Raw genomic sequence first — 26808 nt, 5'->3', positions numbered from 1 at the left:
GCACAACGGATATTGGCATAGACCATGCTGCTCAAGGATCTAACGGGCGAACAGGTGCTCGCCGCCGCTGAGGGCGAAACCGAGATCGCCGGCCTTTGCGCCGACAGCCGGGCGCTGTCCGGCAATCAGCTCTTCGCGGCGCTGAAGGGTGCGCGCGCCGATGGGACCAGATTCATCGGCGATGCCTGCGAGGCCGGCGCCGGGGCGATCCTGGTCGGCTCCGATGTGCCCTATGAGGCGCTGGAGACGGTCGCCGGTCGCTGCCCGGTGATCGTCAGCGACGATCCGCGCCGGACCCTGGCGCTGATGGCGGCCCGGTTCTACCAGCGCCAGCCGGAGACCATCGTCGCGGTGACGGGCACCAGCGGCAAGACCTCGGTCGCGGTCTTCGTTCGCCAGATCCTCGCCGCCGCCGGTCATGCGGCGGCCAGCCTCGGCACCATCGGCACGGTCACCTCGCAGGGCGCGCAGTATGGCAGCCTGACGACCCCCGATCCGATTTCACTGCACGAGACCCTGGCGCGGCTCGCCGATGACGGGATCACCCACGCGGCGCTCGAGGCATCGAGCCATGGGCTCGACCAGCGGCGCCTCGATGGGGTGCGCATTCGCGCCGCCGCCTTCACCAACCTGGGCCGGGATCATCTCGACTACCATCCGGACGTGGAGCATTACCTCGCCGCCAAGCTGCGTCTGTTCGATACCTTGCTGGAGCCGGGCGGGACGGTGGTGCTGGAGCCCTCCGCCCCTTACGCGGATCGGGTGGCGGCCTGTGCCGCCGAGCATGGGCATCCGGTTTTCACCGTCGGCGAGGGCGGCAAGGACATTGCCCTTCTCGATATTCGCCACGATGGCTTCGTCCAGGTCCTGACCCTGGAAACGGTGGAAGGCACGCGGGAGGTGCGGTTGCCGCTGGCGGGGCGCTTCCAGGTGTCCAACGCGCTGATCGCCGCCGGGCTGGCGATTGCCGCCGGTGTGCCCACCAGCCAGGCGCTCGATGCGCTGGAGCATCTGGAAGGCGCGCCGGGGCGACTGGAGCTGGTTGGCGAGACCTCCGGCGGTGCGATGGTCTTTGTAGACTATGCCCACAAGCCCGATGCGCTCGACACGGCGCTGGCGGCGCTGCGTCCGTTCGCGTCCGGTCGGCTGCTGGTGGTGTTTGGCGCTGGCGGCGACCGGGATGCCGGCAAGCGTCCCTTGATGGGCGCCGCGGCGGCGCGGCAGGCCGATCTGGTGATCGTCACCGACGACAATCCGCGCTCCGAAGACCCCGAGGCCATTCGCGCGGCCATTCTTGAGGCGGCGCCTGACGCGGTGGAGATCGGTGACCGCAAGGCGGCAATCGAGGCTGCGGTGGACATGCTGCAGCCCGGTGACGTGCTGTGCATCGCCGGCAAGGGGCATGAACCGGGCCAGATCGTCGGCGACCGGGTGTTGCCCTTCTCCGACCACGAGGTGGCGCGGGCAGCCCTTGCCCAGAACGAGACGGTGGACGAGGACCTGTTCCTGTCGGAGATGGTCGACGCCATGCTGGCCGGCAGGCGCGGCGCCAGCGGCGATGAGGAACTGGAGCTGCTCGATGACCTTGACGCCCCCAAGGCACCGGAAGCCTCCGAGGCGGCCATGGAGCCGGAGGAGGGCGGGGACGATCTGCTGGACGTGGCGCAGGATGATGGCCTGTTCGCAGACGAGATGGCGCTTGTCGAGACGCAGACGTCGGACATTCTTTCCGAGCCCGAGCCCGAGCCCGAGCCCGAGCCCGAGCCCGAGCCCGAGCCCGAGGCCGCGTTGGAAGAGGTCGAGGAACCTGAAAACGTGCCTGCAATGGACAGCGCGCAGGTGGCCGCGCGGGCAGACCATGCGGATGAAGCGGCGGCCGATGAGCTGCCTGGCCCAGAAGAGGTCGCTCCTGAGGTGACTGCCCCTGAGGTGGTCGAAGGGGCGCCCGCCGAGCCGTTTGTCGAGACCCATCCTGCGGCGGAGTCAGAAGACGAATTCACCGAGGAAGTGGCCGCGGTTGCGCCCATGACTGCTCCGGAAGAGGCCGAGGTGGAGCCATTGGAGCCGCGCCCGCTGTGGTGGCTGCATGAGATGATCGAGGCCACCGGGGGGCGCTGCGTCGGCATTTCCGCCGCCGAGATCGACGGGACCGAGATCGGCGGAATTTCCATCGACAGCCGCACGCTGGAGCCGGGCGATGCCTTTGTCGCCATCCTTGGCGACCGGTTCGATGGCCATGACTTTGTCGCGGCGGCGCTCGGCGCCGGGGCGGCGATTGCCATCGTTGCGGAAGACCGGCTGGGCGATCTGGCGCCGGACGGACGCTATCTGGTCGTCGCCGATCCGCTGGACGCGCTGCGCGCGCTCGGCCGGGCGGCGCGGGCGCGCAGCCATGCCCGGATCGTCGCGGTGACCGGATCGGTCGGCAAGACCAGCACCAAGGATATGCTGGCGCTGGCGCTTGCGCCCTCCGGGCAGACCCATGCGGCGGTGTCCTCCTTCAACAACCACTGGGGCGTGCCGTTGACCCTAGCGCGCATGCCCGTGGAGGCCAGATACGGCATCTTCGAGATCGGCATGAACCATGCCGGCGAGATCACGCCGCTGGTCCAGATAGTCCGCCCGCATGTGGCGATCATCACCACGGTGCAGCCGGTGCATCTGGAATTCTTCGGCTCGCTGGAGCGGATTGCCCAGGCCAAGGCCGAGATCTTCACCGGGATCGAACCGGGTGGGCTGGCCCTTCTGAACGACGACAACAGCCAGTTCGATCTCCTTACCTTCCTGGCCAAGACGGCGGGCGTTCGCCGCATCGCCACCTTCGGGCGCGAGGGGCAGGCCGATGCCCAGGCGCTGATGGTCAAGGCGAAAACCGGATGCACCTCGATTTCCGCGCGGATCTTCGATCGGGACATCACCTACAAGGTGGGCGCGCCGGGCACCCATCTGGTGACCAACAGTCTGGCGGTGCTGGCCGCCGTCGCCGAACTGGGCGGGGATCTGGCGCTGGCCGGTCTGGAGCTGGCGAAGTTTCGGGCGCCGAAGGGGCGGGGCGCGCAGGTTGAGCTTCGCCTTGCCGAAGGGCGGGCAACGCTGATCGACGAGAGCTACAATGCCAATCCGGCCTCGATGCGTGCGGCGCTGCGTCTCCTGGGAGAAACGCCGATCAGCCGTCCAGGCCGCAGAATCGCCGTTCTTGGCGACATGCTGGAGCTGGGCAAGGTGGAACGGGCAATGCATGCGGATCTGCTGGCGCCGCTGGAGGCGTCCGGCGTCGATCTCGTCTACTGCGTCGGCACGCGCATTCATGCGCTGTGGGACGCTTTGCCCAAGGCGCTGCGCGGGGCCTACTCGGAGGACGCGGCGAGCCTGCGTCCGCTGCTGATTGAGGATGTGCGCCCCGGGGACGTGATCATGATCAAGGGGTCGCTTGGAACCCGTATGGGACCACTGGTTGAGGCGCTGCGGCGCGAATTTCCCGTCGAAGACGACGGCGCCGAATAGGAACGCCTGACAGATGCTGTATTTTCTCGTCGAATTCTCCGATCAGTTCTCCGCGCTGAACGTGTTTCGCTACATCACGTTCCGCACCGGCGGCGCGATCATGACGGCGCTCCTGTTCATCTTCCTGTTCGGCCCGGCAATCATCTCCTCGCTGCGGGTGCGGCAGGGCCACGGCCAGCCGATCCGCGCGGACGGGCCGCAGAGCCATCTTCTGACCAAGAAGGGCACGCCGACCATGGGCGGGCTGATGATCCTGTCGGGCATGATCGTCGCCACGCTGCTCTGGGCCAACCTGCTCAACCCCTATACCTGGATTGTGCTGGGGGTGACCGTCGGCTTCGGCCTGATCGGTTTTTACGACGACTATCTGAAGGTGACCAAGGCGTCGGATCGCGGCTTCAGCGGCCGGCACCGGCTGCTGCTTGAGTTTCTGATCGCCGGCACGGCGGCCTGGTGCGTCACTCTCCTGGAGGGCGATTCCTATGGCAGCTCCATCGCCTTTCCGGTGTTCAAGGACCTGGCGCTGAACCTTGGCATCTTTTTCATTCCCTTCGCTGCCTTCGTCATGGTTGGCGCCGGCAATGCGGTCAATCTGACCGACGGTCTCGACGGGCTGGCGATCGTGCCGGTGATGATCGCCTCGGCGTCTTTTGCGCTGATCGCCTATCTGTCGGGCAATGCGGTGTTTTCCGAGTATCTGCAGATCCACCATGTGCCCGGCTCCGGCGAACTGGCAGTGCTGTGCGGCGCGGTGATCGGTGCGGGGCTCGGGTTTTTGTGGTTCAATGCTCCTCCGGCGGCAATCTTCATGGGCGACACCGGCTCGCTGGGGCTCGGCGGCATGATCGGCGCCATCGCCGTGGCCACCAAGCATGAGGTGGTGCTGGCGATCATCGGCGGTCTGTTCGTGCTGGAGGCGGTGTCGGTGATCGTTCAGGTCGCCTCGTTCAAGCTGACCGGCAAGCGCGTCTTCAAGATGGCGCCGATTCATCATCACTTCGAACATCTCGGCTGGACCGAAAGCCAGGTGGTGATCCGCTTCTGGATCATCGCGGTTGTGCTGGCGCTGATCGGCCTTGCCACGCTGAAGCTGAGGTAACGAGATGAGCGCAGCCTATGGTTTTTCCGGAAAGACGGTCGCGGTCTTCGGGCTCGGAGCATCGGGGCTTTCGGTGGCGCGGGCGTTGGTCGCCGGCGGCGCCCATGTGCTGGCCTATGACGACAATCGGTCCCGGGTTGCCGATGCGCATGCGGCGGGATTGGAAAGCTCCGACCTGACCAGCGCCGACTGGACGAAGATCGACGCCCTGGTGCTTTCGCCGGGGGTGCCGCTCACCCATCCCGAGCCGCATTGGAGCGTTCGTCTCGCCCGCCAGCAGGGGGTCGAGGTGATCGGCGATGTGGAGCTTTTCTGCCGGGACCGGCAGCGGCTCGCGCCGACCGCGCCGCTGGTCGCCGTCACCGGGACCAACGGCAAGTCGACGACCACGGCGCTGATCGCCCATTGCCTCGATCATGCGGGCCGCGATGTTCAGATGGGCGGCAACATCGGGGTGCCGATCCTCGATCTTGCACCGCCGGCGCCAAACCGGGTGCATGTGATCGAATGTTCCTCCTATCAGATCGACCTGGCGCCGAGCCTCGCGCCATCGATCGGGGTGCATCTCAATCTTTCGCCGGACCATATCGACCGGCATGGCACCTTCGAGCATTATTCCGCTGTCAAGGAACGGCTGAGCGCGGCGAGCGATGTGGCGGTGATCGGTATCGATGACCCGAAGAGCGCCGAAATCGCGGATCGGGTCGAGGCCGGGGGGCGGAAGGTGCTGCGCATCTCCGTTCACCAGCCGGTCGAGGACGGGGTCTATGCCGAGGGCAGCCAGCTGATGCTGGCCCGGGCCGGGGAGCAGGAGCCGTTCTTCGATCTGGCCGGGGCCCGTGCCTTGCGCGGCGCGCACAATGCCCAGAACGCGGCGGCGGCCGTGGCGGTCTGCCTCGAACTTGGCGTCGACCCGGACCGGCTGCGGGCGGGGCTTGCCTCCTTTGGCGGTCTCGATCACCGAATGGCGCAGGTGGTGCAGGCGGGCCGGGTGCTGTTCGTCAACGACAGCAAGGCGACCAATGCGGATGCGGCCGAACGGGCGCTCCTGAGCTTTGAGCGGATCTACTGGATTGCCGGCGGCCGGCCCAAGGCCGGGGGCATCGACAGCCTGCGGCCGCTGTTCGGGCGGATCGCCCGGGCTTACCTCATCGGCGAGGCCGCCAGCGATTTTGCCCATGTCCTGGAAGGCGCGGTCGATGCCGTGCAATGCGAAACCCTGGACGTGGCGGTTGCCGCGGCGGCCCGGGACGCGGCCGCCGATCCGCACGCCGAACCGGTGGTGCTGCTGTCGCCGGCCTGTTCCTCCTTCGATCAGTTTCCCAATTTCGAGGCGCGCGGGCATGCCTTCGCCGAAGCAGCCCGTCTGGCGGCCGATGAACTGAACGGGCAGGAGGGTTCCTGAGATGGTCAGCCGCGCGGATCGCAGCCCCTTCGCCGAATGGCTCTGGACGGTGGACCGGTATCTGTTTGCCGGGTTCGTCCTCTTGATGGTCGGCGGCATTGTCCTGTCCTTCGCCGCCAGCCCGGCCGTGGCCGAACGGCTGGGCATCGACAGCTACCATTTCATCAAGCGTCAGGCGCTGTTCCTGTTGCCGGCGCTGGGGTTGATGCTGGCGGTCTCGGCTCTCAGCCCGCGCATGGTGCGGCGGACGGCGCTGGTGGTCTTTGCCGTGTCGCTGGTGCTGATGGTGGTGACCCTGTTCGTCGGTCTGGACGCCAAGGGCGCCCGCCGCTGGATCAACATTCTCGGCTTTTCGGTGCAGCCTTCGGAATTCCTCAAGCCGTCGCTGATCGTGCTGGTGGCATTTCTGATGTCGGAGTCCGGTCGGCGGAGCGAGGTTCCGGGCTCGCTGTTCTCGATCCTGCTGTTCATGATGTCGGCGGCGCTGCTGGTGGCGCAGCCCGACTTCGGCCAGACCATGCTCCTGATGCTGGTGTTCGCGGCGCTGTTCTTTCTGAATGGATTGCCGTGGATCGCCATCGTGCCGATCGGTGCGCTCGGCTTCGGCGGGCTTGTCGCCGCCTATGCGTTCCTGCCGCATGTGCAAAGCCGCGTGGACCGGTTTCTTGACCCCAGCTCGGGCGATACGTTCAACGTCGACCGGGCGCTGGAGGCATTCATCTCCGGGAGCTGGTTCGGGCGCGGGCCGGGCGAGGGCACGATCAAGCGGATCCTGCCGGAAAGCCATACGGACTTCATCTTCGCCGTGGCGGCGGAGGAGTTCGGCATCGTCGTCTGCCTGATCCTGGTGCTGGTGTTCACCTTCGTCGTGCTGCGCGGTCTCGGCCATGCAGCGCGTGACAGCGATGCCTTCGGCCGCCTGGCGACCGCCGGGCTGATGGTGCTGTTCGGCATCCAGTCCTGCATCAACATGGCGGTCAATCTCAATCTCATGCCGGCCAAGGGCATGACCCTGCCGTTCATTTCCTATGGCGGCTCCTCCCTGCTTGCGACCGCCTTGTCGATGGGCTTCGTCCTTGCCCTCACCCGGCGCCGGCCCCAGGCCGCCGGAACCGACAGCGTTGTCGTCACCCGGCTGTCGCCAGCGAGCCTTGTCTGATCATGACCTCACGCAGCATTCTTCTCACCGCCGGGGGAACCGGCGGTCACCTGTTTCCCGCCCAGGCGCTGGCCGATGAACTGGTCCGGCGCGGGCATGTGGTCGATCTGGCGACCGACGAGCGGGTCGGCGCCCTCGGTGACGCCTTTCCCGCACGCAAGGTGCATCTGATCGCCTCGGCCACCGTGAAGGGGCGTTCTCCCTTCGCTCTGGCGCGCACCGGCTGGCGTCTGCTGCGCGGCACCTGGCAGGCGCGCGGCATTCTCAAGACCACCCGTCCGGATGTGGTTGTCGGCTTTGGCGGATACCCTACCTTCCCGCCGATGTTTGCCGCCTTCCTGTCGGAGGTGCCAAGCATTCTGCATGAGGCCAACGCGGTGATGGGCCGGGCCAACCGGATGCTGGCGTCCCGGGTCGATGCGATCGCCACCAGCTTTCCGCTGACCGGCGACGGCGCGAGCGGCCATGAGGGCAAGCTGGTGCAGACCGGCAACCCGGTACGCGAGGCGGTGATCGCCGCCGCGAAGGTGGATTACGACCGGCCAGAGGCCGATGGACCGTTTCGCTTGCTGGTGTTCGGCGGCTCGCAAGGGGCCCGCTTCTTCTCCGATGCCGTGCCGCCGGCGCTGGCGCTGATGGAGCCGGACATCCGCGCCCGGATGAAGGTGGTGCAGCAGTGCCGCCCGGAGGACCTTGAGCAGGTGCGCGTGGCCTATGACAGGCTGGAGGTGCGCTGCGAGTTGGCGCCGTTCTTTTCCGACATGGCCGACCGGATCGCGGCGGCGCATCTGGTGGTCTGCCGCTCGGGCGCTTCGAGCGTCAGCGAACTGGCGGCCATTGGCCGCCCGGCGGTGCTGGTGCCGCTGCCGCATGCGCTCGACAATGATCAAGGGCGCAATGCGGAGGTGCTGGCCGAGGCTGGCGGTGCCTGGCCGGTTGCCCAGAGCGAGCTTCAGCCGGGGCGCCTGGCGGCGCTGCTCACGGAGCTGATGGGGGCGCCGGACCGGCTTGCGACTGCTGCGGCGGCCGCACGCTCGGCCGGACGGCCGGATGCGGTGCTGCGGCTCGCCGATCTGGTGGAACACATCGCTGGCGGCGGGCGCGTCGCCGATTTTTCCCAAGGCCGTTCCCGGAACGGTGAGAGCAATGGAGACGCATCATGAAGATGCCCCAGGATATCGGGCCGGTGCATTTCGTCGGCATTGGCGGCATCGGCATGAGCGGCATTGCCGAGGTTCTGCATATGCTCGGCTACACCGTGCAGGGCTCTGACGTGAGCGAAAGCGCGAATGTCAAACGGCTGCGCGACAAGGGCATTCCGGTGATGGTCGGTCACAGCGCCGAAAATCTCGCCGACGCCCGGGTGGTGGTGGTCTCCTCGGCGATCAAGCGGGATAATCCGGAGCTGATCGCCGCGCGTGAGAAGCTGCTGCCGGTGGTGCGCCGGGCCGAGATGCTGGCCGAGCTGATGCGCTTCAAGCAGGCGATTGCTGTTGGCGGCACCCATGGCAAAACCACGACCACCTCGATCATCGCCGCGCTGCTGGATGCCGGCGGGCTGGACCCGACGGTGATCAACGGCGGCATCATCAACGCCTATGGCACCAATGCGCGCATGGGGCAGGGCGACTGGATGGTGGTTGAGGCCGATGAATCCGACGGCACCTTCGTCAAGCTGCCAGCCGATATCGCCGTGGTCACCAACATCGACCCGGAACACCTCGACCACTACGGCGACTTCGACGGCGTGCGCTCGGCGTTCCTGCAGTTTGTCGAGAACGTGCCGTTCTACGGCTTTGCGGTGATGTGCCTCGATCATCCGGAGGTGCAGGCGATGGTCGGGCGGATCGAGGACCGGCAGGTGGTCACCTATGGCCAGAACCGGCAGGCGGATGTGCGCTTCTACGACCTGCAGACCAGCGGCGGAAACTCGATCTTCTCCATCGAGATGCGCGACCGTCTGGGTGGCACCAGCGAGACCATCGAGAGCCTGTCCTTGCCGATGCCGGGCCTGCACAACGTCTCGAACGCGGTGGCGGCGGTGGCGGTTGCCTGGAAGCTGGGGCTTGATGCGGCTGAGATCCGGCAGGGGCTGGCGAGCTTTCGCGGGGTCAAGCGCCGCTTCACCCATACCGGCCAGTCCGGCGGTATCGACGTGTTCGACGACTATGCCCATCACCCGGTGGAAATCCGCGCGGTGCTGGCGGCGGCGCGCGGGGCGGCGCCGGGCAAGGTCATCGCCGTGGTGCAGCCGCATCGCTATTCGCGTCTTGCCAGCCTGTTCGATGAGTTCTCCACCTGTTTCAACGATGCCGATCACGTGATCTGCGCACCGGTGTTCGCCGCCGGAGAGGCGCCGGTCGATGGCATCGATCATCAGGCGCTGGCCAATGGAATCCGCTCCAGCGGTCATCGCGGCGTCCACACCATCGAGGGCGAGGGCGAGCTGGCAACGCGGGTCGCGGAAATCGCGGCCGCGGGGGATTACGTTGTCTGCCTTGGCGCGGGCAGCATCAGCCAGTGGGCCAATGCCTTGCCAGCCAATCTGGCGGCGGCAACCGGCGGAGGGGAGGCATGAGCTTTCCCGATCTCATCCACGATCTGGGGCTGGAAACGGGGGGCTTGCGTGGCCGGCTGACAGCGAACCAACCGCTTTCGGCGGTGACATGGTTTCGCGTCGGCGGACCGGCGCAGCTCCTGTTCCAGCCGGCGGATGTGGAGGATCTGGCGTTGTTTCTCAGCCGGTTGCCGCGCGAGGTGCCGGTGCTGCCGATCGGGCTGGGCTCGAACCTTCTGGTGCGCGATGGCGGCATTCCCGGCGTTGTCATCCGCCTTGGCGCGCGCGGTTTCGGCACCATCACGCGCGGCGAGGACGGGGTGAGCCTTCATGCCGGCGCGGCGGTGCCGGACAAGAAGCTGGCCGAGGCGGCGGCGGAAGCCGGGCTTGGCGGTTTTGCCTTTTATGCCGGCATTCCTGGGGCTATTGGCGGTGCCTTGCGGATGAACGCGGGCGCCCATGGGGCGGAGACCCGGGAGGTGGTCGTCTCGGTGGAGGCGGTGACCCGGGACGGCGAGATCATCCGCATTCCGCTGGAGGAGATGGGCTACAGCTATCGCCATTCGCAGCAGCCCGGCGACCTGATTTTCACCGGTGCCGTGTTTCGCGGCTGCCCCCGCGCGGAAGCGGAGATCCGCGAGGAGATGGCCGGGGTGGCCGCGCATCGTGAGGCGGCCCAGCCGATCCGCGAGAAGACCGGTGGCTCGACCTTCAAGAACCCGCCGGGGCATTCGGCCTGGAAGCTGGTCGACGCGGCCGGGTGCCGGGGCCTGCAGATTGGCGGCGCGCGCATGTCCGACATGCATTGCAATTTCATGATCAACACCGGCACCGCGACGGCGGACGACCTGGAGCGGCTCGGCGAGACCGTGCGCGCGCGGGTGTTGAAGCACAGCGGCATCTCCCTTGACTGGGAAATCAAGCGGCTGGGTCTGCCGGGGCCGGCAGGCGTGATCGCGCCGTTCCTGGGCACCGAGGCAACCGAAGAGGCATCCAATGGCTGACAGCAAACACGTCGCGGTCCTGATGGGCGGCTGGTCCGCCGAGCGCCCGGTCAGCCTGGCGAGCGGCAAGGACTGTGCCGCCGCGCTGGAGCGGTCCGGTTATCGGGTCACCCTGGTCGACGTGCAGCGGGATATCTCCGCGGTGCTGGAGAAGCTGAAGCCGGATGTGGTGTTCAACGCCCTGCATGGCCCCTTCGGCGAGGATGGCTGCATTCAGGGTCTTCTGGAGATCCTGGGGATTCCCTACACCCATTCCGGCGTTGCTGCTTCCGCGCTGGCCATGGACAAGCAGAAGGCCAAGGCGGTGATGAAGGCGGCGGGCATTCCGGTCGCCGAGCACAAGGTGCTGCACCGCCTCGAAGCGGCCAAGGCGCATGCGCTGCCGCCGCCCTATGTGGCCAAGCCGGTGCGCGAGGGCTCCTCCTTCGGCGTTCTGATCGTCAAGGAGAACGCCGAGCATCCGCCTCAGGAGCTTTACCGGGACGACTGGCCCTATGGCGATATGGTGATGGTGGAGCGGTACATCCCCGGCCGGGAGCTGACCTGTGCGGTGATGGGGAACGTTGCCCTTGGGGTTACCGAAGTGATGCCGCTCGGCCACGGATTTTACGATTTCGATGCAAAATACAAGCCCGGCGGTTCACAACACACGCTTCCTGCGAAAATTTCACCATTTGTTTACCAAGAAGTACAGAAACTTAGTCTCAGGGCGCATCAGGCTCTCGGGTGCCAGGGCGTTTCGCGGGCGGACTTCCGCTTCGATGAGCAGCCGTCGGGTGGCGGCGAGCTGATCTGCCTGGAAGTGAACACCCAGCCCGGCATGACGCCGACCTCCCTGGTGCCGGAAATCGCGGCCCATGCGGGGCATTCGTTCGAAGAATTGACCAGTTGGATGGTGGAGAACGCAAGTTGCGGACGGTAAAGGCAAAACGAGATGAGGACGTCGTCCTGCCGATCGAGGTGGCGCTTGCGCCGCGCGGTCGCGGCGTCGCTCGTTTGCATCGGCGTCCGCTCTGGCGTGCCATGGGCGCGCTTGAGATGCTGCCGCGCTGGAGCGGCACGGCTGGAGCCTTGCTGTTTCTCTCCGCGACCCTTGGCTATGCGCTGGTCCTCGGCGGTCATGGCCGGATGGTCAGCGAATCACTGACCTCGGCAGCGGGTTTCGAGATCGCGGCGGTCAAGCTTTCCGGTCAGCGCGAAACCACCGAGTTTGAAATTCTGGAAGCCCTGGAAATCCAGCGCGGCTCCTCGCTGGCCCTGTTCGACGCAAGCGCGGCGCGTGAGCGCCTGGCGCGTATTCCGTGGATCGAGACCGTTTCGGTGCAGAAGCTCTATCCGGGCACGCTGCAGGTCAGCATCGCCGAGCGCGAGGCCTATGCCCTGTGGCAGCGCGGCGACCGTCTGTCGGTGATCGACGCCACCGGCCAGGTGATCAGCGACGAGGTGGACGGGCGCTACGCGAACCTCCTGATGCTGATCGGTCATGGCGCGCAAAAGCGCGGTGTGGAGATCATCGATGACCTGGCGGCGGTGCCGCAGCTCAGGCCGCGTGTGCGGGCCGCTCGGCTGGTGTCCAGCCGACGCTGGGACCTGCTGCTGGAAAACGGGGTGACCGTGCGTCTGCCCGAAGACGGCGTGGCGCGGGCGCTGGCCGATGTGGCCCAGATGGATGCGGAGACCGGATTGCTGTCGCGGGACATCACGGCGGTCGATGTGCGCCTGCCCGACCGGGTGGTGGTGCGCCTGACCGACGAGGCGGCGATGCGGCGCAACGCCAAGGCCGGCCGCGCCGGCCGGCGTAGTTCGGGGGCACGCACATGACCAATCGCGCAACGCCGATCTACCTGCCGCGCATGCGGCCGCTGCCGAGCCGCCGCGCCGTGGTGGTGTCGGTGCTCGATATCGGCTCGACCAAGGTCTGCTGCCTGATCGCCAAGCTGACGCCCTGTACCGAGGGCGCGGTGCTGCCCGGGCGGACCCATTCGATCGAGGTTCTGGGCTATGGTTACCAGCGCTCGCGCGGCCTGAAGTCCGGCGTTGTCGTCGACATGGACGCGGCGGAACAGGCGATCCGGCTGTCGGTCGACGCGGCCGAGCGCATGGCTGGGGTGACGGTGGAATCCCTGATCACCAACGTGACCTGCGGCCGGCTGCACAGCGAAATCATCAGCGCCAGCGTTGGCGTTGCCAGCGACGCGGTGAGCGAGGCGGATATCCAGCGTGTGCTGGCCGCCGGCAGCGCGCACAACGTTGCCGAGGGGCGCGCGTCCATGCACGCCCTGCCGATCGGTTACACGCTGGATGGCAATCGCGGCATGCGCGATCCGCGCGGCATGATTGGCCGGCGCCTTGGCGTCGACATGCAGGTGGTGACCGCCGAGGTCGCCCCGGTGCGCAATCTGGAGCTTTGCATCAACCGGGGCCATCTGTCGGTGGAAACGATGGTGGCAACGCCCTACGCCAGCGGTCTGTCGACCCTGGTCGAGGATGAGGCGGAGCTGGGGGTTGCCTGTGTCGACATGGGCGGCGGGACCACCTCGATCTCGGTCTTCGTCGAGGGGCGGATGGTGCATCTCGATGCCATTGCCGTCGGCGGGCATCATGTGACCATGGACATTGCCCGGGCCTTGTCGACCCGGCTGGTGGATGCGGAGCGGATCAAGACCTTGCAAGGGTCGGCGCTGCCGAGCCAGTCGGACGAGCGGGACTTCATCTCCGTGCCTCCGGTTGACGCGGAGAGCGACCTGCCGAACCAGGTGCCGCGGGCCATGTTGACCCGGGTGATCCTGCCGCGGGTCGAGGAAATTCTGGAATTGGTGCGCGATCGCCTGACCGCATCCGGCTTTGCCGGGCGGGTGGGCAAGCGCATCGTGCTGACCGGCGGAGCCAGTCAGTTGACCGGTTTGGGCGATGTCGCCCGGCGGGTGCTGGGGCGCAATGTGCGCCTCGGCCGGCCGCTCGGCGTCGCCGGATTGCCGGAAGCGGCGAAAGGCCCGGCCTTCGCCGCTGCGGTCGGCCTGCTGATCTATCCGCAGGTGGCCCAGATCGAGCAGTTCGAACCAGGAACCATCCGCAGTCGCTGGAGCCTTGGCTCCAGCACACTGGCGCGGGTCGGGAACTGGCTCAGAGAGAGCTTCTGAGGCGGGGAGCCGCCTCGGGGACCGCCGGATATCCGGCGAACGAGGGAATTGAGGGAAGTGGGCATCCAGGACCGGTGCCCGAGGGGTCGCGAGGAAACTATGACCATCAATCTGAAAATGCCTGATCTTCAGGAACTGAAGCCAAGGATCACGGTCTTTGGCGTCGGTGGCGCCGGCGGCAATGCCGTCAACAACATGATCCAGGCGGGCCTGCAGGGCTGCGACTTCGTCGTTGCCAACACCGATGCCCAGGCGCTGGCCAGCAACCACGCCGAGCGGGTGGTGCAGATGGGCGTCGCCGTGACCGAGGGTCTCGGCGCCGGATCGCAGCCCGATGTCGGTGCGGCGGCCGCCGAAGAGGTGATCGACGAGATCAACGACCACCTGTCCGGCTCGCATATGGTGTTCATCACCGCCGGCATGGGTGGCGGCACCGGCACCGGTGCCGCGCCGGTGATTGCCCGCGCCGCGCGCGAGATGGGCATTCTCACGGTCGGTGTGGTCACCAAGCCGTTCCAGTTCGAGGGCGTGCGCCGCATGCGTATCGCCGAATCCGGTATTCTGGAGCTGCAGAAGGCGGTCGATACGCTGATCGTCATTCCGAACCAGAACCTGTTCCGCATCGCCAATGCGCAGACCACCTTCGCCGATGCCTTCGCGATGGCCGACCAGGTGCTCTACTCCGGTGTTGCCTGCATCACCGACCTGATGGTCAAGGAAGGTTTGATCAACCTCGACTTCGCCGATGTGCGCTCGATCATGCGCGGCATGGGCAAGGCGATGATGGGCACGGGCGAAGCGTCCGGCGAGAAGCGCGCCATGCAGGCGGCGGAAGCGGCAATCGCCAATCCGTTGCTCGACGAGACCTCGATGAAGGGCGCGCGCGGCCTTCTGATCTCGATCACCGGCGGCAACGACCTGACCCTGTTCGAGCTGGACGAGGCGGCGACCCGTATCCGCGAGGAGATCGATTCCGACGCCAACATTATACTGGGCGCGACCTTCGATGAGAGCCTTGACGGCATCATCCGGGTTTCCGTCGTTGCGACCGGCATCGACAAGGAACTCCAGGGCGAGGAGGCCTCTCCCGCCGAGATGCGCATGGCGGAACTGACCGAGCGGCTGAAGACCATCTCCGAGCCGGAGAGCCGTCCGGTTCGCGCTGCGGCTCCGGCCCGTCCGGCGCCCGCGCCGGCACCGCGTCCGGTCGCCGCCGCCAAGGCGGAGCGGATCGAGCGTGAGCTGGAGATCGCCGAGCCGGTCCAGGCCTCGACCGACCCGGAGGTCGAGATCGCCCCTTTTTCGCCGTCGCCGGACATGATGCCGGCGGATCGGCTGGAGGATCTGGACACTGATCGTCCCGCCGCGACCATTGCCGAGACCCCGGCGGTGGAACCCTACATTCCGCCGGTGGCGGAGCAGACCAGCCAGCCGACGCGGATGCCGACGATCGAGGACTTTCCCCCGGTCGCACAGCGCGAAATGCGGGCCCAGGCCCGTCCCCATGTGGAAGAGGATCATGGCGACGATCGTCGGCCGATGAGCCTTCTGCGTCGTCTTGCCAGCGGGCTGACCCGCCGTGAGGACGAGGACGAGGGCCATCATCACGCCGCAGCCGCGGAAGCCGCTCCGGCCCCGCGCCCGGTCCCGCCGCAGCCCGCGCCGCGTCCGGTTCAGGCTCCGGCTCAGGCCTCGCAGCAGGCGGCAGCTCCGGCCCGCCCGGCGGCGCCCCGTCCGGTCCAACCCCGGCAGGCGCACCCGCAGCAGGCAGGCGCTGCCGGCCAGCTCGACCTGACCGGCCGCAGCGCTCCGGCGCAGCGTCCCGTCTCCGAGGACGAGCAGCTGGAGATTCCGGCGTTCCTCCGGCGCCAGGCCAACTAGGCGCCGGTACGGGCCTCGCTCCCGCTTCCCAAGGCGACCCGGCCCCTCACCGGGTCGCCTCCCTCGGGGGGGGTGAGCGTAATTCGATATTTTTCAAAGCCTTATCGTCAGCCTTTCCGTTACATACCGTAACAAAGCTTTATTTCTGAACCCTCCCCCTCAACCTGTATGTTTGCGCTGCAGTCAAGGCTTGGTGGTGATTCTTTCGAAACACGCGCGGCCTTGGCAGATACCGGGTGTTGTGGCGTCCTCCCCGTGCCGCTTTCCGGATTTCGCATACAGGTCAGGTTCGTAATGAAAAAGTATTCCGATCGGCAGACAACACTCGCCGGATCCGTTCCGCTCAAGGGTATTGGCGTGCATTCGGGCGACCCGGCAATGGTCACCCTGCACCCGGCGGATGCCGGTTCCGGGATCGTCTTCGTCGGTCAGGATCCTGAGAGCCGCGCGGAGGTGGAACTGCCGGCCCATTGGCGGGCGGTGTCGGCAACGGCGCTGTGCACCGTGCTGGGCGATCCCAAGGCGGGCGGCGTGTCGACCGTCGAGCATCTGATGGCGGCGCTGCGCGGTCTCGGTGTCGACAATGCCATCGTCGAGATGGACGGTCCGGAAATGCCGATCATGGATGGCAGCGCGGCAGAGTTCGTCGATGCCATCGATCAGGTCGGCCTGCGTCAGCTTGCCGTGCCGCGCCGGTATGTGCGGGTGAAGTCGACGGTCCGGGTCGATCAGGGCAGCGCCTGGTGTGAACTGCGCCCCTATGACGGCTGCCGCTTCGACGTGACCATCGATTTCGACACGCCGGTGATCGGTCGGCAGAACCTTGTCCTGGACCTGACCCCGGATCGGTTCCGCCGCGAACTTGCCCGGGCGCGCACCTTCGGCTCGGTGCAGGATGTGGAGAAGCTGTGGTCGATGGGCTTTGCCCTGGGATCCTCGCTGGATAACTCCGTGGCAATCTCGGACGACCGGATCCTCAATCCGGAAGGCACGCGCTGGCCGGATGAGTTCGTGCGCCACAAGATGCTCGATGCGGTGGGCGATCTGGCGCTGGCCGGCCTGCCGATCCTGGGCGAATACCGCTCCTACAAGGGCGGGCACAGGATGAATCATGCCATTCTGGTCGAGCTGTTCGAGCGCGCCGGCGCGGGTGCCTTCGAGATTGTCGAAGCGCCGTTCGAGCGTGAGACCAGTGCGATCAAGGCGCCGGCGAAGGCAATGGCCGCCGCCGTGGGGCAGTCGCCGTCCTGAAGTGTCGGCGGCGCGCGCTTTGGCCCGGCCATAAAAAAGCACCAAATCTCTTTCACATGGCGTGACGGGCAGGGGGGTTATCCGCTAAGAAACCTCCCGTGAAACTGCGCATCGCGGAAAAAACGATGCGCGGCATGGTGATCCCGCCAGGTCGGCGTGCGGTTTTGGGGGTGTGCGTTGCGTATCCCGAACCGGGCCCGGTCTGTCGCCGTTTGCTCCGTAAGGGGGCGGCGCCGGTCCGAAATGGCCGCGATGAAGGGGGGAGTGAAGGAGAGTATGGACGTGAAGCCGGCACAGCGCAGACATCGCCCGACGACAGCCAAGGCGCGGGGCAGCCGCATTTTCACGGCGCTGGCGCTGAGCGCATCGCTGCTCGTCGGCGCCTGCTCGACCTCCTCCGACGAGGAGGATTTTGCCTCTAACGATACCCCCGCCGGCGTGCTCTTCAACGAAGGGTTGGCTCTGCGCAACGAGGGCCGGCTGAAGGACGCGCGGGTCAAGTTCGCCGAGGTGGACAAGCTCCATCCCTATTCGGAGTATTCCCGCAAGGCGCTGATCAACCTCGCCTTCATCAACTACTCCCTCGGCAAGTTCACCGAGGCGATTTCGGCCGCAAAGCGCTTCGCGACGCTCTATCCGGGCAACGAGGATACCGCCTACGCGCTCTACATCATCGGCCAGTCCTATCATAAGCAGATCCCGGACGTTCAGCGCGACCAGGACATGACGCGCCGGGCGCTGAATGCCTATAGCGAGCTGGTGCAGCGCTACCCCGATTCGGAATATGCCGAGGATGCGCGCACCAAGATCCGCATCGCCGAGGACCAGCTCGCCGGCAAGGAAATGGAAGTGGGCCGCTACTACCTCAAGCGTGGCCTGCAGATCGCGGCGATCAACCGGTTCAAGGCGGTGGTGATCAATTACCAGACCACGCGGCATGTGGAAGAGGCGCTGTTCCGCCTGACGGAGAGCTATTATTCGCTCGGCGTCATCAACGAGGCGCAGACGGCGGCAGCGGTGCTGGGGCACAATTTCCCCGACAGCCGGTGGTACAAGGACGCCTACAGTCTCCTGAAGACCGGTGGCTATTCGCCGGACGAGGATAAAGGAAGCTGGATCAGCCAGGCATTCGCGGGTATCAACCTTTAGGCGGCGATGCCGACCAGCGTGTCTCATTCGCCGTTTTCGTCTCGCATGTGCCCGTCCGCGCGCTTCCGCGCGCGGCTTCGAAACGATCCGGTTCACGACTGAATGCTCGCCGCGCTCGCCATTCGCGATATCGTCCTGATCGACCGGCTCGACCTGGCCTTCGATGATGGCATGTCCGTGCTGACCGGTGAAACGGGCGCGGGCAAGTCGATCCTGCTCGACGCCCTGGCCCTTGCGCTTGGCGGTCGGGGAGATGCCGGGCTCGTGCGCCATGGTCAGCCGCAGGGGCAGGTGACCGCCGTTTTCGACGTGCCGATGTCCCACCCGGTCCGGACGCTGCTTTCCAGCAACGATCTTGAGGCGGATGGCGATATCATCCTGCGCCGTGTGCAGTCGGAGGATGGCCGCAGCCGCGCTTTCATCAATGACAGCCCGGTGAGCGTTACCCTGCTGCGGCAGGTCGGTGGGCTGCTTGTCGAAATCCACGGTCAGAACGAGGCGCGCGCCTATACCGATCCGGGCGAGCACCGGCGGCTGCTCGACAGCTTTGGCGGTTGCGACGCAGCGCGGGAGGCGGTCGCCACGGCGTTCAAGGCGCTGCGCCGGGCGGAAAAGGACCTTGCCGGCCAGCAGGCGCGCATCGAGGCGGCGCGGCGCGAGGCCGATTACCTGCGTGCCTCGGCGGAGGAGCTGGCAAGCCTCGATCCACGACCGGGCGAGGAAGAGGAACTGGCCAGCCAGCGTCAGGCGATGATGCAGGTGGAGAAGATCGCCGGCGATCTCAGCGAGGCGTTCGACCTGCTCAACGGCACAGCCTCGCCGATTGGCGAGGTAGCCTCCCTGTGGCGCCGGCTGGAACGCAAGGTGGAACAGTCGGGAACGCTGCTGGAAGGGCCGGTGGCGGCGCTGGCCGAGGCGCTCGACCGGCTGGAGGACGCCCGCGCCGGGCTGGAAGCCGGGGTGCGGGAAACCGAATTCGACCCGCGTGTGCTGGAACAGACGGAAGAGCGGCTGTTTGCCCTGCGCGCGGCGGCACGCAAATACCAGGTGCCGGTCGGTGAGCTTGCGGATTTGCGCGCCCGCTTCGACGCGGATCTGGCGGCGCTCGATGCCGGCGAAGAGGCATTGTCCGGGCTGGAGGACGCGGCCCGGGCGGCGGCCGAGCGCTATGACGCCGGAGCGGCGGCGCTCGCCGAGCAACGCGAACAGGCGGCGCGGGCGTTGGAGCAGGCCGTGGCGCGCGAATTGCCTGATCTGAAGCTGGAGCGGGCCCGGTTCATCGTTCAGCAGAGTGTCGACCCGGCGAGCCGCACGGCAGAGGGCATCGACCAGATCGAATTCTGGGTGCAGACCAACCCGGGCACCCGGCCCGGTGCGATGATGAAGGTGGCCTCGGGCGGCGAGCTGTCGCGCTTCCTTCTGGCGCTGAAGGTGTCGCTGGCTGACAAGGGCTCGGCGCCGACGCTTGTCTTCGACGAGATCGACACCGGCGTCGGCGGTGCGGTGGCCGAGGCCATCGGCACGCGGCTTGCCCGGCTGGCCGGACAGGTGCAGGTGCTGACCGTGACCCATGCGCCGCAGGTGGCGGCGCGGGCCGGCGGGCATTTCCTGATCAGCAAGGAAGACACCGAGGATGCCCGGGTCGCGACCCGCGTCACCCGGATCGGCGAGGATCACCGGCGTGAGGAAATCGCCCGGATGCTGGCCGGTGCGCGGATCACCGACGAGGCGCGGGCCGCCGCCGACCGGCTGATGCTGGACGTGCCCGGCGCCTGATCGCCGGAGCGGGGAAAACGCCGCCTTGGCGTTTTACGCAAGGCCCGGGGCGCCGCATAATGGCCACCGCTATTCTCAGTGTCCATCGCGGCTTCATGCCGCCAAGCCGCGTCGCCCCGAGCCCATGTCCGATCAAGACCTTTCCACCTGTCCCGTTGACGCGCTGACGCCGGAGGCGGCCGCCACTGAGCTGGCGCGGCTGGCGCAGGAGATCGCCGCTCATGACCGGCGCTACCACGGCGAGGACGCGCCGACGATCTCGGACGCTGCGTATGACGCGCTGAAACGGCGCAACGATGCTATTGAGGCCCGGTTTCCCGAGCTGCGCCGCGCCGACAGCCCGTCCCTCAGGGTCGGCACGGCGCCCTCGGAAGGCTTCGGCAAGATCACCCATGCGATCCCGATGCTGTCGCTCGACAATGCGTTCAGCGATACGGATGTGCGCGACTTCCTCGGGCGGGTGCGGCGGTTCCTGAAGATCGACCCGCTGGCCGGTGTCATCGTTCTGACGGCGGAACCGAAGATCGACGGCCTGTCCCTGTCCTTGCGCTATGAGAACCGGCGGCTGGTGAGCGCGGCAACACGCGGCGACGGCACGGTCGGTGAGAATGTCACCGCCAATGCCCGCACCATCGCGGAGATCCCCCAGACCCTGCCGGAAGATGCTCCGGATGTGGTGGAGGTGCGCGGCGAGGTCTACATGGCGCATGAGGCGTTTGCCGCGCTGAATGCGCGGATGGAGGCACAGGGCGGCAAGGTGTTCGCCAATCCGCGCAACGCGGCGGCCGGATCGCTGCGCCAGCTCAATCCGGAGGTCACCCGCAACCGGCCCTTGCGCTATTTCGCCTATGCCTGGGGCGAGATGAGCGCCATTCCCTGCGACACCCAGTACGAGATGGTGCAGCGGCTCGGGCAGTGGGGCTTTTCGGTCAACGAGCGAATGCGTCGCTGCGACAGCGTCGAGGAGGCGCTCGCCGCCTATCATGCCATCGAGGAAGAACGGGCGCTGCTCGGCTATGACATCGACGGCATGGTCTACAAGGTGGACCGGCTTGACCTGCAGGCGCGGCTCGGTTTCGTTTCGCGCGCGCCGCGATGGGCGATCGCCCACAAGTTTCCGGCCGAACGGGCCTTCACCGTGCTGCGGGATATCGACATTCAGGTCGGGCGCACCGGCGCGCTGACCCCGGTGGCGAAGCTGGAGCCGGTGACGGTCGGCGGGGTGGTTGTCTCCAATGCGACCTTGCACAACGAGGATTACATCAAGGGCATCGGCCAGAGCGGCGAGCCGATCCGCGGCGGCAAGGATATCCGTATCGGCGACACGGTGGAGATCCAGCGCGCCGGCGACGTGATCCCGCAGATCGTCGATGTCGATCTGGACAAGCGGCCGGCCGATGCCGAAGCCTTCGTCTTTCCGACCGTGTGCCCGGCCTGTGGCAGCCACGCGGTGCGGGAGGACGGGGAAGCGGTGCGGCGCTGCACCGGCGGTCTGATCTGCCCGGCGCAGGCGAAGGAAAAGCTCAAGCACTTCGTCTCCCGCAATGCCTTCGACATCGACGGGCTCGGCGACAAGCAGGTGGAGTTCTTCTACGAGTTGCCGCTTGAGGATGGCGGCATCCACCAGCCGGCGGATATTTTTACACTGGAGGCGCGTGACGCCGCGTCCGAACTGAAAAAGCTTCGGAACCGCGATGGCTGGGGCGAGACCAGCGCGGCCAACCTCTTCAAGGCCATCGACGCGCGCCGTCAGGTTCCGCTCAACCGCTTCATCTATGCGCTTGGCATCCGCCATGTGGGGGAGGGCAATGCCAAGCTGCTGGCGCGGCACTACCTCACCTGGGACGCTTTTGCAGCGGCGATGAAGGCGGCCAGCGATCCGGCAAGCGAGGCTCACGCGGAACTTCTGGACATCGACGGCATCGGCGAGACCGTGGCCCGCGCCGTGATCGACTTCTTCGCCGAGGCGCACAACCGGGAGGCATTGGCGGCGCTGCTGGATGCGGTGACACCCGAGGCGATGGAAAAGGCGGAGGCGGGCGACAGTCCGGTCGCCGGCAAGACCCTGGTCTTCACCGGAACGCTGGAGCGGATGAGCCGGGACGAGGCCAAGGCCCGGGCCGAGGCGCTCGGCGCCAAGGTGTCCGGCTCGGTGTCGAAGAAGACCGATCTGGTGATCGCCGGTCCCGGCGCCGGCTCCAAGCTGAAGAAAGCGACGGATCTGGGCGTTGAGGTGATCAGCGAGGACGACTGGGTCGCGCTTTCGGGTAGCTAGGACACCCGAGCGGAGCGGGCGATAGCGGCCGATGTCGGGTGTGCCCCTGCAATTGGCGGGCCGAGTTGCTATATTGGACCAAAGAGCGAACAGATTCGCGCCCGAAACGCCGAGCAACCGAGATCCGACAGGCAATGCCCCATTCTTCCGGCGACCAGCCGCCGTTTCCGACCCGTGCTGATGCGGACACCCAGATGGGGGCGGCCGCCGTGCCGGCCCGTGGCGGCGGCAGCGGCATTGCCGCGCGCGCGCAGGCGGCAATGCGCCCGGCAATGGCGCCGGCCCCTTATCTTAATGGGCTCAATCCGGAACAACGGCTGGCGGTGGAAAGCCTCGATGGCCCAGTGCTGGTGCTGGCCGGGGCGGGCACCGGCAAGACCCGCGTCCTGACCACCCGTATCGGCCATATTCTCGCATCCGGGCGGGCCTATCCCAGCCAGATCCTGGCGGTGACCTTCACCAACAAGGCGGCGCGGGAGATGAAGGAGCGGGTCGGCCAGTTGATCGGCGAGGGCGCGGAGGGGATGCCTTGGCTCGGCACCTTCCACTCGATCTGCGTCAAGATCCTGCGCCGGCACGCGGAGCTGGTCGGGCTGAAGTCGGGCTTCTCGATCCTCGACACCGACGATCAGATCCGGCTGATCAAGCAGATCATCCAGGCGGAGGGGCTTGACGACAAGCGCTGGACCGCGCGCGCCTTCGCCAGCCTGCTCGATGGCTGGAAGAACCGGGGGCTCACCCCGGATCAGGTGCCCGAGGGCGAGGCGCGTGCCTTCGCCAATGGCCGGGGGCGGAGCCTTTACGAGCAATACCAGGAGCGCCTGTCGATCCTGAATGCCGCCGATTTCGGCGATCTGCTGCTGCATGTGATCACCCTGTTCAAGCAGAACGGCGATATCCTGAAGGAGTATCAGCGCCGCTTCGCCTACATGCTGGTGGACGAGTATCAGGACACCAACATCGCCCAGTATCTGTTCCTGCGGCTTTTGGCCCAGGGCAATACCAACATCTGCTGCGTCGGCGATGACGACCAGTCGATCTATGGCTGGCGCGGGGCGGAGGTGGACAACATCCTGCGGTTCGAGCACGACTTCCCCGGTGCCAGGGTGATCCGGCTGGAGCGCAACTACCGCTCCACCCGGCATATTCTCGCCGCCGCTTCGCATCTGATCGCCCACAACGAAGGGCGGCTCGGCAAGACGCTCTTCACCGATGTGGTCGACGAGGCGGAAGAGGACATGCCGGTCACGGTGGCCGCCGTCTGGGATTCGGAGGAAGAGGCGCGGGCGATCGGCGATGAGGTCGAGGCCCTGCAGGCCAAGGGCCACAGCCTTGAAAGCATGGCGATCCTGGTGCGCGCCTCGTTTCAGATGCGTGAGTTCGAGGACCGGTTCGTCACTCTTGGCGTCAACTACCGGGTTGTCGGCGGTCCGCGTTTTTACGAGCGCATGGAGATCCGCGATGCGATGGCCTATTTCCGCTGCGTGGTGCAGCCGGCCGACGATCTGGCCTTCGAGCGGATCGTCAACACGCCGAAGCGTGGGCTTGGCGATGCCAGCCTGAAGCTGGTGCATGCCTATGCGCGGGCCAACCGCATTCCGCTGATGCAGGCGGCGCAGGACTTGTGCCACACCGAGGAGCTGCGGCCGAAGGCGCGCAACACCTTGCGCAACCTTCTGGCGGATTTCGACCGCTGGCGCGACCAGCTCTCCGGTGGCATGTCCCATACGGATCTGGCGGAAATCGTCCTTGATGAAAGCGGTTACACGGAAATGTGGCGGGCGGATCGCTCCGCCGAGGCGCCGGGCCGGCTCGACAACCTGAAGGAGCTGATCCGCTCCATGGATGAATTCGAATCCATGGCCGGGTTCCTGGAGCATGTGTCGCTGGTGATGGACCGGGACGGGCAGGCGGAGGGCGAGAAGATCTCGCTGATGACGCTGCATTCGGCCAAGGGGCTGGAGTTCGACACCGTGTTCCTCCCCGGCTGGGAAGAGGGGCTGTTCCCGCACCAGCGGGCGGTGGATGAAAGCGGCCGGGCGGGGCTGGAGGAGGAGCGACGGCTCGCCTATGTGGGCATCACCCGCGCCCGTCGCCGCGCCAAGATCTGGTTCGCCTCCAACCGGCGTATCCACGGCATGTGGCAATCGACGATCCCCTCGCGCTTTTTGGATGAGCTGCCGGCCGATCATGTGGAGGTGCAGGAGCCCTCGCGCAGTTATGGCGGCTATGGCGGGGGCAGCTACGGCGCCAGCCGGTTCGATACCAGCGATCCGTTCCAGTCGAGCTATTCCACCCCGGGCTGGAAGCGGGCGCAGCGTGCCGCCGGCAGCGGGGCGGGTGGTGGTTCGGGCGGCGGCTTCGCCGGCCGGATGGGCAGCGACGAGCGCCGGAAGACGGGTGGTCCGCGCACCATTGAGGGCGAGCTTGTCGCCAAGTCGGTGGCGGATGAGCCCTCGGCCTTCAATCTGGGCGAGCGGGTCTTCCACCTGAAGTTCGGCTATGGCGCGATCACCGGGATCGAGGGCAACAAGCTGACCATCCAGTTCGAGAAGGCGGGGCGCAAGAAGGTGCTCGACAGTTTCGTCGAACGGCACTGACCGCAGGTTCGGGGGCGCGGTCTTCGGGCAAAACCCCATTGGCCTCGGCTTCCCATCTGTGCCAAGTGAAGGATGGGCGCGAGAACGCGCCTTGCGCGAAACAGCAGGGTATGGGGACCGTCCTTCATGGATCCAGTGGTGATCGGCGTTGCCGTGGTGGCAATGGCAGGCGTGGCCGCCCAGTGGCTCGCCTGGCGGTTTCAGCTTCCGGCCATCGTGCTTCTGCTGGTCGCCGGCGCTGTCGTCGGACCGGTCGGCGGCATCATCGAGCCGACCGCTGAATTCGACACGCTGGTCAAGCCGGTGGTGGCCATCGCGGTGGCGATCATCCTGTTCGAAGGCGGGCTGACCCTCAATTTTCACCAGATCTCGGAAACCTCCAAGGCTGTGCGCCGGCTGGTGGTGCTTGGCGCCCCGATTGCCTTTGTCCTTGGTGCGCTCAACGCCTACTACGTCGCCGGGCTGAGCCTATGGCCGGCATTGGTGTTTGGCGGCATTCTGGTGGTGACCGGCCCGACCGTGATCATCCCCCTGCTGCGCCAGGCGCAACTGGCCAAACGCCCGGCCTCGCTGCTGCGCTGGGAGGCGATCCTGGCCGATCCGCTCGGTGCGCTGATTGCCGTCTTTGTCTATGAGACGTTTCTGGTCCTCTCCGGCCAGCACCATGTGGATACCCTGCTGCTGCGCATCGTGTTTGCCCTGGCGCTTGGGGCCGGCGGCGGCTGGCTGCTCGGCCGGGCGCTGGTCTGGGCCTTCGTGCGCGGCCACGTGCCGGAGTTCCTGAAGACCCCGCTGATCCTCGCCAGCGTGCTGACCGCCTATGCCGGCTCCAATGTGCTGCTGGAGGAAAGCGGCTTGCTGACCGTCACCGTGTTCGGTCTGGCGCTCGGCAATTCGCGGATCGCGTCGCTTGGCGAGGTGAAGCGCTTCAAGGAGATCATGACGATCCTCCTGGTCTCGGCGGTGTTCATCGTGCTCACCGCCTCGCTGAAGCCGGAGGAGCTGGTGTCGGCGCTGGAGCCGCGCACCCTGGCCTTTGTCGCGGTGTTGCTGCTCATTGTACGTCCGGCCTCGGTGTGGCTATCGACGCTGGGCACCGGGCTCAGCGTCAATGAGCGGCTGCTGGTCGGCTGGATCGCACCGCGCGGCGTGGTGGCGGTCGCCGTCTCCGGTCTGTTTGCCGGGCTCCTGGCAGCGCGCGGCATTGCCGATGGCGAGCGGCTGGTGCCGCTGGCCTTTGCCGTGGTGGTGGTGACCGTGGTCGCCCATGGCTTCTCGATCGGTCCGCTGGCGCGCCGGCTCGGCCTGTCCTCCGGCGGCGCCGGCGGTCTGTTCATCGTCGGCGCCAACCGCTTCACGGTGGCGCTGGCGGAAAAGCTGAAGAGCCTTGAGGTGCCGGTGCTGGTCGCCGACCGCAACTGGGGGCGGCTGCGCGCCGCCCGTCAGGCGGGGCTTGCCACCCACTACGGCGAGGTGCTGTCGGAGGTGGCCGAGCACACCCTGTCGCTGGGGTCTTACAGCCACCTGCTCGCCGCTTCAGACAATGACGACTACAACGCGCTGGTCTGCACCAACTTCGGCCCGGAAATCGGCCGCTCGCAGGTGTTGCAGATCGGCCGTTCGGACGATGAGGCGGCGCATCAGCAACTGATGGTGACGCTTGGTGGTCGGCCGTTCCTCCCCGATGCGGGCGGGCTCTGGGCGCTGGAGACGAAGATTGCCCAGGGCTGGCGGATCAGCGCCACGGCGCTGCGCGAGGAGTTCGACTTCGCGGCGATGAAGGCCGCGCGCGCGGAAGGCGCCTTCACGGTGCTGGTGGTGACCGGCGGCGGACGGCTTATGGTCGGCCCGTTCGAGGAGGCGCGGACGCCGAAGCCGGGCGATATGGTGCTGAACATGGTGCCGCCGGAGGAGCCGCCCCGCGCTGCGCGCAATGGTGCCGTGCCGCAATAACTCAGGCCGGTGGCTGGCGCGCGGGCGCCAGAGACGCTATAGGCGGGCCCGCGTT

The 26808-nt window shown here is 66.9% G+C and carries 17 protein-coding genes; all 17 read left to right on the top strand.

Annotated features, from left to right (window positions below):
- Window positions 1-24: 24 nt before the first annotated feature.
- The 17 genes from LC062_RS21485 (at window position 25) to LC062_RS11405 (ending at window position 26753) form a co-directional block, all read left to right on the top strand.
- A complete protein-coding gene (locus LC062_RS21485; protein WP_318246103.1) occupies window positions 25-3504 on the top strand; it encodes a UDP-N-acetylmuramoylalanyl-D-glutamyl-2,6-diaminopimelate--D-alanyl-D-alanine ligase in 3480 nt (1159 codons plus the stop codon).
- A 13-nt stretch (window positions 3505-3517) separates the two neighbouring features.
- Complete coding sequence (mraY, locus tag LC062_RS11480; RefSeq protein WP_224911167.1) at window positions 3518-4603, top strand: phospho-N-acetylmuramoyl-pentapeptide-transferase; 1086 nt, start codon at window positions 3518-3520, stop codon at window positions 4601-4603.
- Window positions 4604-4607: 4 nt separating this feature from the next.
- On the top strand, window positions 4608-6008 hold the full coding sequence (gene murD, locus LC062_RS11475) for a UDP-N-acetylmuramoyl-L-alanine--D-glutamate ligase (RefSeq protein WP_224911166.1): 1401 nt from the start codon (window positions 4608-4610) through the stop codon (window positions 6006-6008).
- 1 nt (window position 6009) lies between these two features.
- Window positions 6010-7167, top strand: a complete 1158-nt coding sequence (locus tag LC062_RS11470) for an FtsW/RodA/SpoVE family cell cycle protein (RefSeq protein ID WP_224911165.1) — start codon at window positions 6010-6012, stop codon at window positions 7165-7167.
- Window positions 7168-7169: 2 nt separating this feature from the next.
- Window positions 7170-8330: an undecaprenyldiphospho-muramoylpentapeptide beta-N-acetylglucosaminyltransferase gene (murG, locus tag LC062_RS11465; protein ID WP_224911164.1), complete on the top strand. Its 1161-nt coding sequence runs from the start codon at window positions 7170-7172 to the stop codon at window positions 8328-8330.
- Entirely contained in the window at window positions 8327-9745 is a 1419-nt protein-coding gene (gene murC / locus LC062_RS11460; RefSeq protein WP_224911163.1) for a UDP-N-acetylmuramate--L-alanine ligase, read from the top strand. The genes murG and murC overlap by 4 nt, the downstream gene beginning before the upstream one ends.
- Window positions 9742-10728: a UDP-N-acetylmuramate dehydrogenase gene (gene murB / locus LC062_RS11455; RefSeq protein WP_224911162.1), complete on the top strand. Its 987-nt coding sequence runs from the start codon at window positions 9742-9744 to the stop codon at window positions 10726-10728. Before murC ends, murB begins: the two co-directional genes overlap by 4 nt.
- Window positions 10721-11650 carry a D-alanine--D-alanine ligase gene (locus LC062_RS11450; RefSeq protein WP_224911161.1) on the top strand — a complete coding sequence of 310 codons (930 nt, stop codon included), beginning with the start codon at window positions 10721-10723 and terminating at the stop codon, window positions 11648-11650. The genes murB and LC062_RS11450 overlap by 8 nt, the downstream gene beginning before the upstream one ends.
- A complete protein-coding gene (locus LC062_RS11445; protein WP_224911160.1) occupies window positions 11638-12549 on the top strand; it encodes a cell division protein FtsQ/DivIB in 912 nt (303 codons plus the stop codon). The genes LC062_RS11450 and LC062_RS11445 overlap by 13 nt, the downstream gene beginning before the upstream one ends.
- Window positions 12546-13868 (top strand): cell division protein FtsA, encoded by a 1323-nt coding sequence (ftsA, locus tag LC062_RS11440; protein WP_318246102.1) that lies wholly within the window; start codon window positions 12546-12548, stop codon window positions 13866-13868. Before LC062_RS11445 ends, ftsA begins: the two co-directional genes overlap by 4 nt.
- A 99-nt stretch (window positions 13869-13967) precedes the next feature.
- Window positions 13968-15749 (top strand): cell division protein FtsZ, encoded by a 1782-nt coding sequence (gene ftsZ / locus LC062_RS11435; protein ID WP_224911159.1) that lies wholly within the window; start codon window positions 13968-13970, stop codon window positions 15747-15749.
- A 294-nt stretch (window positions 15750-16043) separates the two neighbouring features.
- The gene (gene lpxC, locus LC062_RS11430; RefSeq protein WP_224911158.1) at window positions 16044-17000 is read left to right on the top strand and encodes a UDP-3-O-acyl-N-acetylglucosamine deacetylase; all 957 of its coding nucleotides are present in this window, start codon (window positions 16044-16046) and stop codon (window positions 16998-17000) included.
- A 276-nt stretch (window positions 17001-17276) separates the two neighbouring features.
- Window positions 17277-18149: an outer membrane protein assembly factor BamD gene (locus LC062_RS11425; RefSeq protein ID WP_404829712.1), complete on the top strand. Its 873-nt coding sequence runs from the start codon at window positions 17277-17279 to the stop codon at window positions 18147-18149.
- Window positions 18150-18251: 102 nt separating this feature from the next.
- Complete coding sequence (gene recN / locus LC062_RS11420; RefSeq protein ID WP_224911157.1) at window positions 18252-19925, top strand: DNA repair protein RecN; 1674 nt, start codon at window positions 18252-18254, stop codon at window positions 19923-19925.
- A gap of 124 nt (window positions 19926-20049) precedes the next feature.
- Window positions 20050-22200, top strand: a complete 2151-nt coding sequence (gene ligA, locus LC062_RS11415) for an NAD-dependent DNA ligase LigA (protein ID WP_224911156.1) — start codon at window positions 20050-20052, stop codon at window positions 22198-22200.
- A 134-nt stretch (window positions 22201-22334) separates the two neighbouring features.
- On the top strand, window positions 22335-24800 hold the full coding sequence (locus LC062_RS11410; RefSeq protein ID WP_404829710.1) for an ATP-dependent helicase: 2466 nt from the start codon (window positions 22335-22337) through the stop codon (window positions 24798-24800).
- A 126-nt stretch (window positions 24801-24926) separates the two neighbouring features.
- Window positions 24927-26753, top strand: a complete 1827-nt coding sequence (locus LC062_RS11405) for a cation:proton antiporter (RefSeq protein ID WP_224911155.1) — start codon at window positions 24927-24929, stop codon at window positions 26751-26753.
- Window positions 26754-26808: the final 55 nt, after the last annotated feature.

It is taken from the genome of Stappia indica (genome assembly GCF_020177335.1).
Lineage (GTDB): Bacteria > Pseudomonadota > Alphaproteobacteria > Rhizobiales > Stappiaceae > Stappia > Stappia indica_B.
Note: the sequence above shows the minus strand (reverse complement) of the source record. Positions and strands in the feature narration are given on the sequence as shown.

Bases quoted from the DNA above. Each gene is read 5' to 3' on its own strand.
- LC062_RS21485 (WP_318246103.1), top strand. From the start codon at position 25: ATGCTGCTCAAGGATCTAACGGGCGAACAGGTGCTCGCCGCCGCTGAG.
- mraY (WP_224911167.1), top strand. From the start codon at position 3,518: ATGCTGTATTTTCTCGTCGAATTCTCCGATCAGTTCTCCGCGCTGAAC.
- murD (WP_224911166.1), top strand. From the start codon at position 4,608: ATGAGCGCAGCCTATGGTTTTTCCGGAAAGACGGTCGCGGTCTTCGGG.
- LC062_RS11470 (WP_224911165.1), top strand. From the start codon at position 6,010: ATGGTCAGCCGCGCGGATCGCAGCCCCTTCGCCGAATGGCTCTGGACG.
- murG (WP_224911164.1), top strand. From the start codon at position 7,170: ATGACCTCACGCAGCATTCTTCTCACCGCCGGGGGAACCGGCGGTCAC.
- murC (WP_224911163.1), top strand. From the start codon at position 8,327: ATGAAGATGCCCCAGGATATCGGGCCGGTGCATTTCGTCGGCATTGGC.
- murB (WP_224911162.1), top strand. From the start codon at position 9,742: ATGAGCTTTCCCGATCTCATCCACGATCTGGGGCTGGAAACGGGGGGC.
- LC062_RS11450 (WP_224911161.1), top strand. From the start codon at position 10,721: ATGGCTGACAGCAAACACGTCGCGGTCCTGATGGGCGGCTGGTCCGCC.
- ftsA (WP_318246102.1), top strand. From the start codon at position 12,546: ATGACCAATCGCGCAACGCCGATCTACCTGCCGCGCATGCGGCCGCTG.
- ftsZ (WP_224911159.1), top strand. From the start codon at position 13,968: ATGACCATCAATCTGAAAATGCCTGATCTTCAGGAACTGAAGCCAAGG.
- lpxC (WP_224911158.1), top strand. From the start codon at position 16,044: ATGAAAAAGTATTCCGATCGGCAGACAACACTCGCCGGATCCGTTCCG.
- LC062_RS11425 (WP_404829712.1), top strand. From the start codon at position 17,277: ATGGACGTGAAGCCGGCACAGCGCAGACATCGCCCGACGACAGCCAAG.
- recN (WP_224911157.1), top strand. From the start codon at position 18,252: ATGCTCGCCGCGCTCGCCATTCGCGATATCGTCCTGATCGACCGGCTC.
- ligA (WP_224911156.1), top strand. From the start codon at position 20,050: ATGTCCGATCAAGACCTTTCCACCTGTCCCGTTGACGCGCTGACGCCG.
- LC062_RS11410 (WP_404829710.1), top strand. From the start codon at position 22,335: ATGCCCCATTCTTCCGGCGACCAGCCGCCGTTTCCGACCCGTGCTGAT.
- LC062_RS11405 (WP_224911155.1), top strand. From the start codon at position 24,927: ATGGATCCAGTGGTGATCGGCGTTGCCGTGGTGGCAATGGCAGGCGTG.